This window comes from Rhizobium sp. RU35A, from assembly GCF_900156005.1.
Taxonomy (GTDB): domain Bacteria; phylum Pseudomonadota; class Alphaproteobacteria; order Rhizobiales; family Rhizobiaceae; genus Neorhizobium; species Neorhizobium straminoryzae.
The window spans coordinates 308,840-324,316 of record NZ_FTMR01000001.1 but is presented as its reverse complement, the minus strand read 5'-3'; the positions used below and the strand labels follow the sequence as shown (position 1 = coordinate 324,316).

Genomic DNA, 15,477 nt, shown 5'->3' with positions numbered 1-15,477 from the left:
GGCCGGTGGAGGATCCGGCGGCCCAGCCTCTTCCATGCTGTGGTGGCCGGGCCGGATGCAGCGCGCTGGCGGATGCCTCCCCCGCCGCCGGAGGTTTTCAACACGCACGAAGGAGACGGTGCATGGCTGCGCAAAAGGGCAAGGACCTTCTGTTGAAGGTGGACAATGGCGGCAGCTGGCTGACGGTGGCGGGCCTGCGCTCGCGCCGGCTGGCCTTCAATGCCGAGACGGTGGATGTGACCGATGCCGACAGCAGCGGGCGCTGGCGGGAGCTTCTGGCCGGGGCGGGCGTGCAGCGGGCGTCGATTTCCGGGGCGGGGATCTTCAAGGACCAGGCCTCGGACCTTCTGGTGCGCAGCACCTTCTTTGCCGGCACCATCCTCTCCTGGCAGGTGCTGGTGCCGGGCTTCGGCACGATCAGCGGTCCCTTCCAGATCACCGCGCTCGAATATTCCGGCGAGCATGACGGCGAGATCCGTTTCGAACTGGCGCTGGAATCGGCCGGCAGCCTCAGCTTCGGGGCGCTGTGATGGAGCGGTTCGGACAGGTGGGCAATCGCGCCAACCGGCGGCGCGGCGAAATCGAGGCGGTGATCGACGGCGAGCGGCGCATCCTGTGCCTGACGCTCGGCGCACTGGCGGAACTGGAGACGGCCTTTGCCGCCGACGACCTGACGGCGCTTGCCGCCCGCTTTTCCCGCGGCCGGCTGACGGCGACCGATCTGGTGCGCATTCTGGGTGCTGGCCTGCGTGGCGGCGGCAACCTCTATTGCGACGAGGAGGTGGCGGCGATGAGCATCGAGGGCGGCGTGGCGGCCTATGCGGCGATTGCCGCCGCCCTTCTGGAGGCGGCCTTCGGCGGCGAGGCGGGCGTGGAGACAATGGGCGATGGCCGGCGGCAGGCGGGCATCGGCCATACGGGGGCTGGCCATACGGGGGCTGGACTGGCGGGGGTCGGGCTGTCGGGCGGCGGGGCGCGCGACGTGGGTGCGCCGTCAAACCCTTGAGGGCCGCAGCAGGTGGCGAAGGGCCGGTGCCGCCCTTTCCCTGGCAGGCGGTGATGCATGCCGGGTTCTGCCTGCTGCGGCTTTCCCCACGCGACTTCTGGCAACTGACGCCGCGCGAATTCTTCTGCATGGCCGGCGGTTTTTTGGCGCGGCCGCAGGGGCTCGCGCGCGACGGCCTGGCCGCACTGATGGCGGCTTTTCCGGACCGGCCGGCCGGGGCGAATGGCGACATTTCAGGGAGATGACCGATGGAGACGGACAGTGCATCGCTGGATGACCAACTGACGGGCACGCAGGCGCTGAGTGCCGCGATGAGCGATCTCGAAAGCCGCTCCGAACGGTTCGGGGCGGCGCTGACCAGTGCGCTCAAATCCTCGACGGTGAGCGGGCGAAGCCTGGAGGACGTGCTGAAGGGGCTCGGCAACCGGCTGACCGACATGGCGCTCTCCTCGGCGCTGAAGCCGCTGGAAAGCAGCCTGTCCGGGTTTATGTCGGGGCTCGGCGGTAGCCTGCTGGGCAGTTCGAGCTCGGTGACCGCCTTTGCCGATGGCGGGGTCGTGCGGTCGCCCACCTATTTTCCGATGGGTGGCGATCTCGGCCTGATGGGAGAGGCGGGGGCGGAAGCCATCCTGCCGCTGAAGCGCGGCGCGGATGGGGCGCTTGGCGTGGCCGCCGGCACGGGCGGCGGGGCGGCGCAGATCGTGTTCAACGTGACGGCAACCGACGCGGCAAGCTTCCGCAAGAGCGAGGGGCAGGTGTCGGCCATGCTGGCGCGCAGCGTGGCGCGCGGCCGGCGCGGGCTGTGAGGAGGCATTCCACATGAGCGGTTTTCACGAGGTGCGCTTTCCACTGCGGCTGGCGCATGGGGTGACCGGCGGGCCGGTGCGGCGCACCGACATCGTCAACCTGTCGAACGGGCGCGAGCAGCGCAATGCCCGCTGGCGCCATGCACGGCGCAGCTATGACGCGGGATCGGGGGTCAAGTCGATCGCCGATCTCTACGAGGTGCAGGCCTTTTTCGAGGCGCGCCTCGGCGAGCTTTACGGCTTCCGCTTCCGCGACCCGGTGGACTGGAAATCCTGCGGGCCGCTGCAGGTGCCCACCGCCAGCGACCAGCCGATCGGCACCGGCGACGGCGCTACCGCCGACTTTGCGCTCTGCAAGACCTATGCGGATGCTGCCGGCAGCCATCAGCGGCCGATCGCCAAGCCGGTGGCGGGCACGGTGACGGTGTCGGTCGCCGGCGTGGTCAAGCCGGCCTCCGCCTTCACCTGCGACGTGACGACCGGCATCGTGACCTTCGCGCCCGGCCATGTGCCGGCGGCGGGTGCTGCGGTGCGGGCCGGCTTCGAATTCGACGTGCCGGTGCGCTTTGCGACCGACCGCATCGAGGTGAACCTCTCGACCTTCAATGCCGGCAGCATTCCGGCCATTCCGATGACGGAGATCCTGCCATGAGAACGATCCCGGACGCGCTCGCCGCGCATCTTGCCGGCGATGCCACCACCACCTGCCAGGCCTGGCGGGTGACCCGCAAGGACGGCGTGGTGCTGGGTTTCACCGACCATGACCGCGCCCTTTCATTCGACGGAACGCTCTATCGGGCCGCAAGCGGCTTTGCGGCGAGCGAGGCGGACCTGGGCGAGGGCATGGCGGCCAGTTCCGCCGAGGTGGCCGGCGGTTTTTCGAGCGAGGCCATCACCGAAGCCGATCTCGCAGCCGGGCGCTTCGACGGCTCGGTGGTGGAACTCTATCTCGTCAACTGGGCCGATCCCGGCCAGCGCCTGCAGCTTTCTGTGCGCGAGATCGGCGAGGTGACGCGGGCCGGCGGCCGCTTCACGGCCGAACTGCGCAGCCTTGCCCATCGGCTGGATCAGCCGCAGGGCCGGCTCTACAACCGCCGCTGCGACGCCAGTCTGGGCGATGCCCGCTGCCAGGCCGACCTCTCCGGCTTTCGCGCCGTCGGGACGGTGGTGGCCATGGAAAGCCGCAGCCGTCTGCGGGTGGCGGGGCTTTCCGCCTTCGCGACCGGCTTCTTCGACCGGGGCACGCTGACGCTTTCCAGCGGCGACGTGGCCGAAGTGGACGGGCATGTGCGGGAAGAGGACGGCACGGCCAAGCTGACGCTGTGGCTGCCGCTGGAGCGGGCCGTCGCGGCGGACGAAGGCTTTTCCTTGAACGCCGGGTGCGACAAGAGCTTTGCCACCTGCAAGGTCCGCTTCGGCAACCACCTGAATTTTCGTGGCTTCCCGCATGTGCCGGGCAGCGATTTCGCCTATTCCTACGTGGACGGGGAGCGCGTGCATGATGGCGGCGCGCTGTTTTCATGAGCGCCGGCAAGGACGATCGCGCGGCCTTGATCCTGGCGATGGCCGAGGGTTTTCTCGGCACGCCCTATCGCCATCAAGGCGCGACGCGGGGCGTGGGCTGCGATTGCATCGGCCTGATCCGCGGCGTGTGGCGGGAACTTTATGGCGCCGAACCGGAGGCCGTTCCGCCCTACGCGCCGGACTGGGCGGAACGCTCCGGTGAGGAGCGGCTGCTGGATGCCGGGCTTCGGCTGTTCGGCCCGCCGATTGCCTTCAGCGCGGCGGCGCCCGGCGACGTGCTGCTGTTTCGCTGGCGCGCCGGCTGTGCCGCCAAGCATGCCGGCATACTCTGCGATGCCGGCCATTTCATTCATGCCTATGAGCAGCAGGCGGTGACGCGCTCCGCTCTGGTGCCCGCCTGGCGGCGGCGCATCGTGGCCGTGCATCGGTTTCCCTAAGTCCGGTTTCCCGGAACCCGGTTTCTCTGAGCCCGGTTTCACGGTGCAATCTGTCTGGCTGGCCTTCGCGCGCCGGTCTTCCCTCGATTTTGTCTGCGCGCTGCCGCCCGCGTGACGGCGGCCTGAGCGAGGCTTTTCTTTCATGGCGACACTTCTCTTTCAGGCGGCCGGTGCGGCGCTGGGTTCCGTGCTCGGGCCGGTCGGGGCGATGCTTGGCCGCGCGGCCGGCGGGCTCGCCGGTGCAGCACTCGACAAGGCGCTGATCGCCGGTACCAGCACGGTGACCGGCACGCGGCTTTCGACCGCCCGCGTGCCCGGTGCCGATGAAGGCGCGCCGATTGCCCGCGTCTATGGCACGGCGCGCATTGCCGGCACGCTGATCTGGGCGACCCGCTTCGAGGAGGAGGTGACGGTCGAGCGGCAGGGCGGCAAGGCGACCGGCGGCACTCGCGTCGAGAATTTCAGCTACTACGCCAATCTCGCCGTCGGGCTTTGCGAGGGTGAGATCGCCCATGTGCGGCGCGTCTGGGCCGACGGGCGGGAACTGGACCTGACCACGCTCGAGATGCGCCTCTACCGGGGAAGTGAAGACCAGCTGCCGGACCCGCTGATCGAGGCAAAGCAGGGAGCGGGCAATGCGCCGGCCTATCGCGGCCTTGCCTATGTGGTGTTCGAGCGGCTGCCCCTCGACAGTTTCGGCAACCGCATTCCGCTCCTGCAGTTCGAGGTGCTGCGGCCGGTCGGGCAACTGGAAAGCCAGGTGCGGGCCGTGACGATCATTCCGGGCGCCACCGAGTTCGGCTATGCCACCGTCGCGGTCAGCGAGCAGGATGGCAGCGGCGCGGCCAGCCTGCTGAACCGCCATGTGCTGCATGCTGCCACCGACTGGCAGGCCTCGCTCGACGAAGTGCAGGCGCTGTGCCCGAACCTGCAAAGCGTCGCCCTGGTCGTCAGCTGGTTCGGCACGGATCTGAGGGCCGGTGAGTGCCGCATCCTGCCGGGCGTGGAGGTGGCGGCGCGCTCCGGTCTTTCCCTGGACTGGCAGGTGGCCGGCATCGTGCGCGAGGATGCCCATCTCGTCAGCCGGAGTGATGGCGCGCCGGCCTATGGCGGCACGCCGGCCGATGCCAGCGTGCTGCAGGCGATCGCCGACCTCAAGGCGCGCGGGTTGAAGGTCTATCTCTATCCCTTCGTGATGATGGATATTGCGGCCGGCAACGGGCTGCCGGACCCCCATGGCGGCAGCGAACAGGCCGCCCATCCCTGGCGCGGCCGCATCACCTGTCATCCGGCGCCGGGGCAAACAGGTTCGCCGGACAGGACGGCCACGGCCCGCACGCAGGTGGAGATCTTCTTCAACCGGACGGACGGGCTGCGGCGCATGGTGCTGCATTATGCCGACCTTGCGCTTTCGGCAGGTGGCGTCGATGGCGTGATCCTCGCCTCCGAACTGGTGGGGCTGACACGCGTGCGCGGCGAGGCGGGACGTTTTCCTGCGGTCGAACAGCTGGTGCAACTGGCAAGCGACGTGCGCGCCAGACTGGGGGCCGCGACGAAGCTGACCTATGCCGCCGACTGGAGCGAATATTTCGGCTACCAGCCTGACGACGGATCGGGTGACGTCTATTTTCCGCTCGACGCGCTGTGGGCCTCCGCCAGCATCGATGCGGTGGGCATCGACAACTACATGCCGATCTCGGACTGGCGCGACGACGATCTCGGCGCTGCCAATCCGGACGGGGCGCGCCTCTCGGACGATCCCGCGGCACTCGTCGCGGGGATCGGCAGCGGCGAAGGCTTCGACTGGTTCTATGCCGACGAGGCTGCCCGCAAGGCGAGAGCGCGCACGCCGATCACCGACGGACTTGCGGGCAAGCCCTGGGTGTTCCGCTCCAAGGATCTCGCCGGCTGGTGGGGCAACCGCCATTACGAGCGGGTGGGCGGAGCCGAGCGGACGGTGCCGACCGCCTGGGTGCCGGGCTTGAAACCGGTCTGGTTCACCGAACTCGGCTGCTCCGCCATCGACAAGGCGGCAAACCAGCCGAACCTGTTTCTCGATGCCAAATCCACCGAAAGCGGGCGGCCGCATTTTTCGACCGGCGCGCGCGCAGACAGCATGCAGCGTCGCGTGCTGGAGGCGCATCACCGCTGGTGGCAGGGGGAGAGCGCTCCCGCCGGTATGGTGGACCCGGACCACATCTTCCTGTGGTGCTGGGATGCGCGGCCCTATCCGGCCTTTCCCCATGACACCGAGGCCTGGAGCGATGGCGAAAACTGGATGACCGGCCACTGGCTGAATGGCCGGCTGGGCGCAACGACGCTGGCCGATGCGATCGCCGCCATTTTGCGCGATCACGGCTTTCCGGCCTTCGACGTGTCGGAGGTGAGCGGCGACCTGACCGGCTATGTGCAGGGTGAGACGGTCTCGGCGCGGTCGCTGATCGAGCCGCTGGCGGAGACCTTCCTGCTCGACATTCTGGAAGAGCCGGCGGGCCTGCGCTTTCGCTCGCGCAGCCGCGTCAGCCTGCCGCCGCAGGTGATCACGGTGCTGGCCGAGCGCGACGAAGAGGCCGCCTGGAGCGAGACGCGCGGCCATGACAGCGATTTCGCCGCAGAGGCGGTGCTGGGCTTTGCCAATCCGGCCCTCGACTACGAGCAGGCAAGCGTGCGCTCCCGCCGCATTCCGGGCGCCGGCAACCGCATCCTCTCCGCCGATCTCGTCGCGGCCCTGTCCGAGGAGACGGCGCAGGCGGCGGCCGAACTGCTGCTGCGCGACAATCATCTGGCGCGGCGGACGCTGAGCCTGCCGCTGTCGCCGGCCGATCTTGCGCTGATGCCGGGCGATGCCTTTCGTCTGGCCGACGGGCCGGACGGGGTCTATCGCGTGACGCGGGTGGAAGAGGGGGCGGTGCGCCGGATCGAGGCATGCCGGCATGAACCGGCCGCCCTGCTGACGACGGCCGCGGCAACCGCCGGGCGATCGAGCGGCAGCGCCGCCTCCGCCGGCTTTGCGCCGGTGGTGCATTTCCTCGACCTGCCGCGCTTCGAGGCGGGCGAGGCCGAGAGCTTTGCCCGCATCGCGCTCTATGCAAAGCCCTGGCGGCGGGTGCTGGCTTCGTCATCGGCAACCACGCAAGGCTATCGCAGCCGGGTGACGCTGGACCGGCCGGCGCAGACGGGCGCGCTGACGGCTGCGCTGTCCCCCGGCTTTTCCGGGCGCTTTGACCGGCTGGGCGTGCTGGAATTCGACCTTGCCTTCGATGGGCTTTCCTCGGCGGACGAGACGGCGGTGCTGAACGGCGAAAACCGGCTGGCGGTGCTTTGCGCCAGCGGCGCCTGGGAGGTGCTGGGCTTTGCGACTGCCGAGGAGACCGCGTCCGGCCACTGGCGGCTCGGCCAGCTGCTGCGCGGCCTGGCCGGCACGGAGGATGCCATGGCCGCAGGGGCCGCGGCCGGTGCGCCGGTGGTGGTGCTGAATGCCGCCGTGCCCCCGCTCGGGCTTGCCGCCTCCGAACGCGGCATGCTGCTGAACTGGCTGGCGGAGGCGCAGGGGACGGGCGGCGGGCAGGCCGGTCCCTTTGCCTTTGCCGGCGGTACGCGGGCCGAGACGCCGCTGTCGCCGGTGCATCTCGCCGCACGGCGCGGCGAGGACGGCGTGACATTCACGTGGGTGCGGCGCGGACGCGTCGATGCCGACGACTGGGAGGCCTCCGACATCGTGCTCGACGAGCCGGAGGAGCGTTACCGGCTGGAAATCTTTTCAGGCGAGACGATGCGGCGGACAATCGAGGTGAATGCGCCCAACGCCCTCTATCCCCTTGCAAACGAGATTGACGACTTTGGCGTGGCGCAGGCGAGTTTTCGCCTGCGGCTGCGGCAACTGGGGCGGGCCGTGCCGCTCGGCATTCCTCTCACCACGGAAATTGTTCCCAAACGACAAGGAGATGCATGATGGATGACGCGAAACCCTGGTATCAGTCGAAGACCATCTGGGGAGGCCTGATCGCCATCCTCGCGGCCGTGATGCAGGCCAGCGGCAAGGAGATTTCGCCAGCCTCGGCGGGCGATCTGACGGAGGCTGCAACCAATGTGGCAGGCGCTGTCGGCGGAATTCTGGCCGTGTACGGACGGCTGTCGGCCCGGACCAACATTACCCCGAATTAATTCGTCCGCCCCCCGGAGAACGGCGGCTGAACGGTGCATTCATTTGCCATTCAGCCGCCTTTGCTAAATAATTCCTTCATCGGGTCGCTCTGGAACCCGTGCGTCACTGTGAGTGAAAGTTGTAGTCATGGCAGCAAACAGAATGATCGCGACGATGGGCGCGGCGCTCTTGACCCTCTTTGCCGGGCAATCGACTGCGCGTGACTATCTCGTTCTGGTGGCGGGCGATTGCGGTGACGCGGCGACCAAGGTCGTGCGCGATACCGGCGGACAGCTGCTGTCGGCCCAGCCCTCCACGGACGGCCGCAGCTGTGTCGTCACCGTGCTGGTGCAGGGCAGCGGCGAGCGTCCGCGCAAGGTGACGGTGCGGGTGCCGATGTAGTAGAAGGGCCCCGACGCAATCCGCAGCACGCCATTCCGAAGGGTCACCATGCGCATTCTCGTGGTCGAAGACGATGAAAACCTCAACCGCCAGCTCTCCGAGGCCCTGAAGGAATCAGGCTATGTGGTGGATCAGGCCTTCGATGGCGAGGAAGGCCATTACCTCGGCGAAACCGAACCCTATGATGCGGTGATTCTCGATATCGGCCTGCCGGAAATGGACGGCATCACCGTGGTGGAGAAGTGGCGCGCTGCGGGCAAGGGCATGCCGGTGCTGATGCTGACCGCCCGCGATCGCTGGAGCGACAAGGTGGCGGGCATCGATGCGGGTGCCGACGACTACGTGGCCAAACCCTTCCATGTGGAAGAGGTGCTCGCCCGTGTGCGGGCGCTGATCCGCCGCGCCGCCGGCCATTCCTCCTCGGAAATCGTCTGCGGCCCGGTGAAGCTCGACACCAAGGCCTCCAAGGCGACCGTCAACGGCACCGCGCTGAAGCTGACCTCGCACGAGTTCCGCCTCCTCTCCTATCTCATGCATCACATGGGGCAGGTGGTGTCGCGCACCGAACTCATCGAACACATGTATGATCAGGATTTCGACCGCGATTCCAACACCATCGAGGTGTTCGTCGGGCGCCTGCGCAAGAAGATCGGGGTGGACCTGATCGAAACGGTGCGCGGCCTCGGCTACCGCATGCAAGCCCCATCCGATGTACGTTAGGTCGGTCACCGCCCGCGTTCTGGCTCTGGCAACGGCGTGGTCGGCGCTGGCCCTGGTGGTGATTGCGCTGGTGATCTCGGCGCTCTATGCGAAATCCTCGGAGCGTGCCTTCACCGACCTGTTGCGCGCCCAGCTCTACAACGTGATCAACTCGATCACCATCGGCGAGGACAACAGCCTGGCCGGCAATCCGCAGCTTGGCGACCTGCGCTTCTCGCAGCCGGAAACCGGCTGGTACTGGATCGTCGAGCCGCTCGGCACCTTTGCGGCAACCCCGCTCTCCTCCTCCTCGCTCGGCACCTCGAACATCCAGGTGCCCTCGATCCTCAACGTTCCCTTCAACAACCGCTATGAGCGCTTCTATCCGGCGACCGACGCCTATGGAAACCACGTGCTGGTGGCTGAGACGGAGGTTGTGCTGGATGCCGATGGCCGGGCGGCACGCTTTCGCGTCTCCGGCAACCTGAACGTCGTGCAGGAGGATATCCAGGCCTTCACCCGCAATCTCTATATCGCGCTGGTGGTGTTCGGGGTGTTGAGCCTGGTGGTCAACGGGCTTGCCATTCTCTTCGGCCTGCGGCCTCTGGACGAAGCCCGGCGCGCGCTGGAAAAGGTTCGGCGCGGCGAGGCGGAGCGGCTGGAGGGGCAGTTTCCGCGCGAGGTGCGCTCGCTGACGGTGGAGATGAACGCGCTGATCGACAGCAACCGGCGTATCGTGGAGCGCGCGCGCATGCAGGTGGGCAATCTCGCCCATTCGCTGAAAACGCCGATCGCGGTGCTGCTGAACGAATCGCGGCTTCTGGAGCGTTCGCAGGGCGAGGTGGTGCGCTCGCAGGCCGAGGCGATGCAGGGGCAGGTGCAATCCTATCTCAACCGCGCGCGCATTGCCGCCCAGCGCGAATCGCTGCTCGCCCGCACCGAGGCCGAGCCTGTTCTGGAACGGCTCGTCCGCGTGATGCGGCGCCTGAACCCGGAGCGGAGCTTTGAGCTTGTGGTCTCGCCCGCCGGCCTGTCGCTTGCCATGGAGCAGCAGGATGTCGAGGAAACCGTCGGTAACCTCCTGGAAAATGCCGCCCGCCATGCGACCTCCACGGTGTGGCTGTCCGCCCATGCGAGCGAGGCGCCGGAGGGCTCGGAAGCCGGTGGCCGGCAATGGGTGGAAATTGTCGTCGAGGATGACGGGCCGGGTCTTGAGCCCGACGAGATCAAGGAGGCGCTGAAACGCGGCCGCCGGCTTGACGAAAGCAAGCCGGGCACAGGGCTTGGCCTCTCCATCGTCGGCGAGATCACCCGCGAATATCAGGGCGAGTTGCAGCTGTCGCGCGGGGAGCGCGGTGGCTTGAGGGCGCGCCTGACCCTTCCGGGGCTGGCACGCGAAACGGTCTGAGGCTGGATTTTGCGGCAGGTGCGAACATATCTGTCGCACGGCCGGCCGAAATACGGGCGGGGGCCGGCTTCGGCCTCGACCTCGCCCACGAAAAGGCTAAAAGATCTGGTGCGGAGCGCAAGGACGAGGATTGCGATGCCGTTGCCGGAAGGCTGCTGTTGATGTCGATTGGTTGGAGAAGAATGTCTTTGCGCGCTGTCACATTTGCCCTGTCTGCCCTGATTGCCGCGAGCACCCTCTCCGGCTGCGCAACCTCGGGAGGAATCGGATCGGGCGGACTGTTTTCCAGTCGCAAGCCGGGTGTGGACTATATCGCAGCACTTCAGGGCGGCATTGTCGGGCGCCTGCCGGCCGAGATCAGCAAGAGCGACCGCCAGCGCGCGCTGGAAGCCGAGTATCGCGCCCTCGAGCAGGGCGAGGTGGGGCAATCGGTGGCCTGGAAGGGCCGCGGCGCAAGCGGCACCGTGGTAGCGGCCGCCCCCTATCAGGTGGGGTCGCAGAACTGCCGCCAGTACACCCACACCGTTACCTCGGAGGATGGCGAGGTCTCGGCCCGTGGGGCGGCTTGTCGCAATGCCGACGGCACCTGGACGCCCCTGCTGTAACGTCCGGGCATCAGGCGAAGGGGTTCCGCCAGCTCTCGTCTCGGCCTGCGGTTCAGCGCCGCAGGGACAAGGTTCGATTGACGCACATCAAGGCTGCACGCAGACTGCGCCGCCATAGGTGCGGGAGAGCTTGTGGTCAAACGCCTCAAATTCGTGTCATCGTCCCCCTTCCGGTTGGAATGCGGGCCAGCTTGAAGTAATTGGCCTCTATGGTTTTATGGATCGTCCTTGCTTGTTTCACGGCCCTGGTGGCGGCGATCCTGATCGCGCCGCTGATGCGGCCCATCCCCGAAAGCCGCAAGGGGCACGAGGATGAGGCAGCCGTTTATCGCGACCAGTTGCGCGAAATCGAGCGGGACCGGCACCAGGGGCTGATCGGTGCCGCGGAGGCGGACTATGCCCGTGCCGAGATCGGTCGCCGGCTGCTGGCCGTCGCCGACAAGACCGCCCGCGCCGAACGGGACGGGACGGAACCTGCCTCCCGCAAGCATCAGCTCACCACCTTCTCGATCCTTCTCTGTCTGCCGCTCGTCGGCATCGGTCTCTATGTGACGCTCGGCAGTCCCGGCCTTCCGGCGCAGCCGCTCGAAGCGCGGCTGGCCAATCCCGGCAACAACATGGCGCTGCTGGTCGCCAAGGCCGAACGGCATCTGGCCGCCAACCCGCAGGATGGCGCCGGCTGGGATCTGCTCGCGCCGATCTATTTCCGCAGCCAGCGCCTCGGCGATGCCGAGATGGCCTATCGCCGGGCCATCGCACTGCTCGGCGAAACCCCCGACCGGCTGGCCGGCCTCGGCGAGACGCTGATTGCCGCCAATGAAGGCGTCGTGACGCTCGATGCCCGCCAATCCTTCGCGCGCGCCGTCGAACTCGACCGTGGCAACATGCGCGCCCGCTTCTATCTGGCGCTCTCCGACGAGCAGGCCGGACGCCGGCAGGCAGCGCTCGACGCATTTCGCGCGCTCGCAGCCGATTCGCCGCCGGGTGCGGCCTGGATGGCGCTGGTCAACGAGCATATCGCCCGCAATGGCGGTGCGCCGCTGGCAACGCCGTCCGACGGACCCCAGATCGGCAAGGCTTCCGGGAAGGCGCCCGGCAATCCGGATGCGGCGGCGGTCGAGTCAGCGCAGAACATGAGTGCGGGCGACCGCAAGCAGATGATTGAGGGCATGGTGACGAGCCTTGCCGCCAGGCTGAAGGACGATCCGGACAATATCGAGGGATGGCTGAGGCTGGTGCGCTCCTACAAGGTTCTGGGCGAGGACGGGAAAGCGACCGATGCGCTGCGCATGGGGCTGAAGACGTTTCCGGCCGATGGTGCGCCGGGACAGCGTCTTGTGGCGCTCGCCCGGGAGATTGGCCTGTCCGTCGAGGGGGTGACGCAATGACGCGCAAGCAGAAGCGACTGGCCGTGATCGGCGGTGGCATGGGCTTCATCATGGTGGCGGTGCTGCTGGTGATGTTCGCCTTCAGCCAGTCGGTGGCCTATTTCTACATGCCGGGCGATCTTTCGGCCGTCAATGTTTCGCCGGGTACCCGAATTCGTCTTGGTGGTCTCGTGGAAGCCGGTTCGGTGGTGCGCGGTGCGGGATCGACGGTCAGCTTCAAGGTGACCGACGGCAATGCCAGCGTGCCGGTTCGCTATACCGGCATCCTGCCGGACCTTTTCCGCGAGGGGCAGGGCGTGGTGACCGAGGGCGTGTTCGACACGGGCCATGATTTTCGTGCCGATACGGTGCTCGCCAAGCATGACGAGAATTACATGCCGAAGGAGGTGGCCGATCGCCTGAAGGAAAAGGGCGTGTGGAACGAAGGCGAGGGGGCCAAGCGATGATCATCGAAATCGGCCATTACGCGCTGGTGCTGGCGCTGGCCACGGCGCTTATCCTTTCCATCGCCCCCGTGATTGGCGCGCGGCGCGGCGATGCGGCCCTGATGGCCTTGGCACCCCTCGGCTCGGTGCTTCAGTTCGCGCTGGTCGCTTTTGCCTTTGCCGTGCTGACCTGGGCCTATGCCGTTTCGGATTTCTCCCTGCGCAATGTCTGGGAAAACTCCCATTCGCTGATGCCGATGGTCTACAAGCTCTCGGGCGTCTGGGGCAATCACGAAGGCTCCATGCTGCTGTGGCTCCTGATCCTGACGCTGTTCAGCGCCATGGTGGCGGTGTTCGGCCGCAACCTGCCGGACACGCTGAAGGCGACGGTCCTGTCCGTGCAGGCCTGGATCAGTCTCGCCTTCCTGCTGTTCATCCTTTTGACATCCAATCCCTTCCTGCGGCTCGATCCGGCCCCCGCCGAAGGACAGGACCTCAATCCCGTGCTGCAGGATCCGGGGCTCGCGGTGCATCCGCCGCTGCTCTATCTCGGCTATGTCGGCTTTTCCGTCTGCTTCTCCTTTGCAGTCGCTGCCCTGATCGAGGGACGGATCGATGCGGCCTGGGCGCGCTGGGTGCGGCCGTGGACGCTGGCCGCCTGGACCTTTCTCACCGCCGGCATCGCCATGGGCTCCTACTGGGCCTATTACGAACTTGGCTGGGGCGGCTGGTGGTTCTGGGATCCGGTGGAAAACGCCTCCTTCATGCCCTGGCTTGCCGGCACTGCGCTTCTGCACTCGGCGCTGGTGATGGAAAAGCGCGAGGCGCTGAAGATCTGGACCGTGCTGCTGGCGATCATGACCTTTTCGCTGTCGCTGCTCGGCACCTTCCTGGTGCGCTCCGGCGTGCTGACCTCCGTGCATGCCTTCGCGACCGATCCGTCGCGCGGCATCTTCATCCTGGCGATCCTCAGCCTGTTCATCGGCGGCGCCTTCACGCTGTTTGCCTGGCGGGCGCCGCAGCTGAAGAGCGGCGGCCTGTTCGCGCCGATCTCGCGCGAGGGGTCGCTGGTGCTGAACAACCTGATCCTGACGGTGTCCGCCGCCACGGTTCTGACGGGCACGCTCTATCCGCTGGTTCTGGAGACCCTGACCGGCGAGAAGATCTCCGTCGGTGCGCCCTTCTTCAACCTGACCTTCGGCCTGTTGATGATCCCGCTGCTTCTGGCGGTGCCCTTCGGTCCGCTGCTGGCCTGGAAGCGCGGCGATCTTCTGGGCGCGCTGCAGCGCCTCTATCTGGTGGCGGGGCTTTCGCTTTTGGCGGGGCTTGGCCTCTTTTATGCCGAGCATGGCGGGCCGGTGCTGGCGGCGCTCGGGCTTGCACTCGGCTTCTACCTGATCCTCGGTGCGCTGGCAGATCTCTGGTATCGCGCCAATTTCGGCAAGCTTGCCGTCTCCATCGCCTTTCGCCGCCTGAAGGGGCTGCCGCGCTCGGCCTTTGGCACGGCGCTCGCGCATATGGGGCTTGGCATCACCGTGCTCGGCATCGTCGCCGTCACCACCTTCCAGACGGAAACGGTGGTGGAGATGAAGCAGGGCCAGACAGCGGAGGCCGGCGGCTATACGCTGATCTTCGACGGCATGCGCGAGGCGGTCGGCCCGAACTTCACCGAGGAGCGGGCGCATTTCACCATTAGTCGCGGCGGCGTGACGGTGGCCGATGTCTGGTCTTCCAAGCGGCTCTATACAGCCCGCCGCATGCCGACGACGGAAGCCGGCATCCTGAGCTTCGGCCTCAGCCAGCTCTATGTGTCGCTGGGCGATCCGATGGACGATGGCGGCATCGTCGTGCGCATCTGGTGGAAGCCGTGGATCCTGTGCATCTGGGGGGGCGCGCTGGTGATGATGCTGGGCGGTTTCGTCTCGCTCTCTGACCGTCGCCTAAGGGTCGGCGCGCCGAGCCGCCGCACGAAGGCGGTGAAGGCGCAGATGGAGCCGGCGGAATGATCACGCCTCCAAGGGATCTTCGTTTCTGCATGGGCCTTTTCTCCGTTGGGGGACGAGGAGGCTCTGGGCCGGCCGAAGGGCGCGGCTTGCGCCTTGCAAGGATTGTCCTCGGGCTTGTCCTTCTTCTGGCGCCCATGCCGGCCTTCGCCGTCAATCCGGACGAGGTGCTGAAGGACCCGGTGCTGGAAGAGCGGGCGCGTGCGCTTTCCGGCCAGCTGCGCTGCATGGTCTGCCAGAACCAGTCGATCGATGATTCGAATGCGGAGCTGGCCAAGGATCTGCGGCTTCTGGTGCGCGAACGGATCGTGCGCGGTGACAGCGATAGCCAGGTGATCGACTACGTCGTTTCCCGCTACGGCGAATTCGTGCTGTTGAAGCCGAGGCTGAGCGCCAGGACGGTCCTGCTATGGTGCATGCCGGCCGTGCTTCTGGCGGCCGGAGCGCTTGCGCTGGTGCTGACCATGCGCCGCCGCCGTGCGACCGTGACGGAGCAACCGCTGACCGAAGCGGAAAAAGCCCGGCTGGATGCGCTGCTCGGCGAGTGACGGCCTCTGCAACATTCGGAAACATTACGAACATTTCACCCGCCGGACAGATGCAGTTAAGGCGGGCCACCCTATATCTTCT

General features: G+C 67.2%; 17 protein-coding genes. All 17 read left to right on the top strand.

Annotated features, from left to right (window positions below; genetic code table 11):
- The first annotated feature begins 122 nt into the window (after positions 1 to 122).
- The 17 genes from F3H95_RS01730 (at position 123) to F3H95_RS01650 (ending at position 15,395) form a co-directional block, all read left to right on the top strand.
- Positions 123 to 530, top strand: a complete 408-nt coding sequence (locus F3H95_RS01730) for a phage major tail protein, TP901-1 family (RefSeq protein ID WP_143127979.1) — start codon at positions 123 to 125, stop codon at positions 528 to 530.
- Positions 530 to 1,006: a gene transfer agent family protein gene (locus F3H95_RS01725; RefSeq protein ID WP_149744715.1), complete on the top strand. Its 477-nt coding sequence runs from the start codon at positions 530 to 532 to the stop codon at positions 1,004 to 1,006. Before F3H95_RS01730 ends, F3H95_RS01725 begins: the two co-directional genes overlap by 1 nt.
- On the top strand, positions 1,003 to 1,251 hold the full coding sequence (locus F3H95_RS01720) for a rcc01693 family protein (protein WP_149744714.1): 249 nt from the start codon (positions 1,003 to 1,005) through the stop codon (positions 1,249 to 1,251). The genes F3H95_RS01725 and F3H95_RS01720 overlap by 4 nt, the downstream gene beginning before the upstream one ends.
- A 3-nt stretch (positions 1,252 to 1,254) precedes the next feature.
- A complete protein-coding gene (locus F3H95_RS01715) occupies positions 1,255 to 1,812 on the top strand; it encodes a phage tail tape measure protein (protein ID WP_149744713.1) in 558 nt (185 codons plus the stop codon).
- Between the two features lie 13 nt (positions 1,813 to 1,825).
- A complete protein-coding gene (locus F3H95_RS01710) occupies positions 1,826 to 2,464 on the top strand; it encodes a DUF2460 domain-containing protein (RefSeq protein ID WP_149744712.1) in 639 nt (212 codons plus the stop codon).
- Complete coding sequence (locus F3H95_RS01705) at positions 2,461 to 3,336, top strand: DUF2163 domain-containing protein (protein ID WP_149744711.1); 876 nt, start codon at positions 2,461 to 2,463, stop codon at positions 3,334 to 3,336. Before F3H95_RS01710 ends, F3H95_RS01705 begins: the two co-directional genes overlap by 4 nt.
- Entirely contained in the window at positions 3,333 to 3,773 is a 441-nt protein-coding gene (locus F3H95_RS01700; protein ID WP_149744710.1) for an NlpC/P60 family protein, read from the top strand. The genes F3H95_RS01705 and F3H95_RS01700 overlap by 4 nt, the downstream gene beginning before the upstream one ends.
- A 142-nt stretch (positions 3,774 to 3,915) precedes the next feature.
- Entirely contained in the window at positions 3,916 to 7,725 is a 3,810-nt protein-coding gene (locus F3H95_RS01695; protein ID WP_149744709.1) for a glycoside hydrolase/phage tail family protein, read from the top strand.
- Complete coding sequence (locus F3H95_RS01690; protein ID WP_143127986.1) at positions 7,725 to 7,937, top strand: hypothetical protein; 213 nt, start codon at positions 7,725 to 7,727, stop codon at positions 7,935 to 7,937. The genes F3H95_RS01695 and F3H95_RS01690 overlap by 1 nt, the downstream gene beginning before the upstream one ends.
- A gap of 154 nt (positions 7,938 to 8,091) precedes the next feature.
- Positions 8,092 to 8,319, top strand: coding sequence for a hypothetical protein (locus tag F3H95_RS01685; protein ID WP_244617872.1), 228 nt, complete (start codon positions 8,092 to 8,094; stop codon positions 8,317 to 8,319).
- Positions 8,320 to 8,367: 48 nt separating this feature from the next.
- The gene (locus F3H95_RS01680; protein WP_143127988.1) at positions 8,368 to 9,039 is read left to right on the top strand and encodes a response regulator transcription factor; all 672 of its coding nucleotides are present in this window, start codon (positions 8,368 to 8,370) and stop codon (positions 9,037 to 9,039) included.
- The gene (locus F3H95_RS01675) at positions 9,029 to 10,426 is read left to right on the top strand and encodes a HAMP domain-containing sensor histidine kinase (RefSeq protein ID WP_149744708.1); all 1,398 of its coding nucleotides are present in this window, start codon (positions 9,029 to 9,031) and stop codon (positions 10,424 to 10,426) included. The genes F3H95_RS01680 and F3H95_RS01675 overlap by 11 nt, the downstream gene beginning before the upstream one ends.
- Before the next feature lie 182 nt (positions 10,427 to 10,608).
- Complete coding sequence (locus tag F3H95_RS01670) at positions 10,609 to 11,031, top strand: RT0821/Lpp0805 family surface protein (protein WP_143127990.1); 423 nt, start codon at positions 10,609 to 10,611, stop codon at positions 11,029 to 11,031.
- A gap of 209 nt (positions 11,032 to 11,240) precedes the next feature.
- Positions 11,241 to 12,419, top strand: coding sequence for a c-type cytochrome biogenesis protein CcmI (gene ccmI / locus F3H95_RS01665; RefSeq protein WP_149744707.1), 1,179 nt, complete (start codon positions 11,241 to 11,243; stop codon positions 12,417 to 12,419).
- Positions 12,416 to 12,865, top strand: a complete 450-nt coding sequence (ccmE, locus tag F3H95_RS01660; RefSeq protein WP_149744706.1) for a cytochrome c maturation protein CcmE — start codon at positions 12,416 to 12,418, stop codon at positions 12,863 to 12,865. The genes ccmI and ccmE overlap by 4 nt, the downstream gene beginning before the upstream one ends.
- On the top strand, positions 12,862 to 14,850 hold the full coding sequence (locus tag F3H95_RS01655) for a heme lyase CcmF/NrfE family subunit (protein ID WP_143126496.1): 1,989 nt from the start codon (positions 12,862 to 12,864) through the stop codon (positions 14,848 to 14,850). The genes ccmE and F3H95_RS01655 overlap by 4 nt, the downstream gene beginning before the upstream one ends.
- An 86-nt stretch (positions 14,851 to 14,936) precedes the next feature.
- Positions 14,937 to 15,395, top strand: a complete 459-nt coding sequence (locus tag F3H95_RS01650; RefSeq protein WP_280177815.1) for a cytochrome c-type biogenesis protein CcmH — start codon at positions 14,937 to 14,939, stop codon at positions 15,393 to 15,395.
- The last annotated feature ends 82 nt before the right edge of the window (positions 15,396 to 15,477 follow it).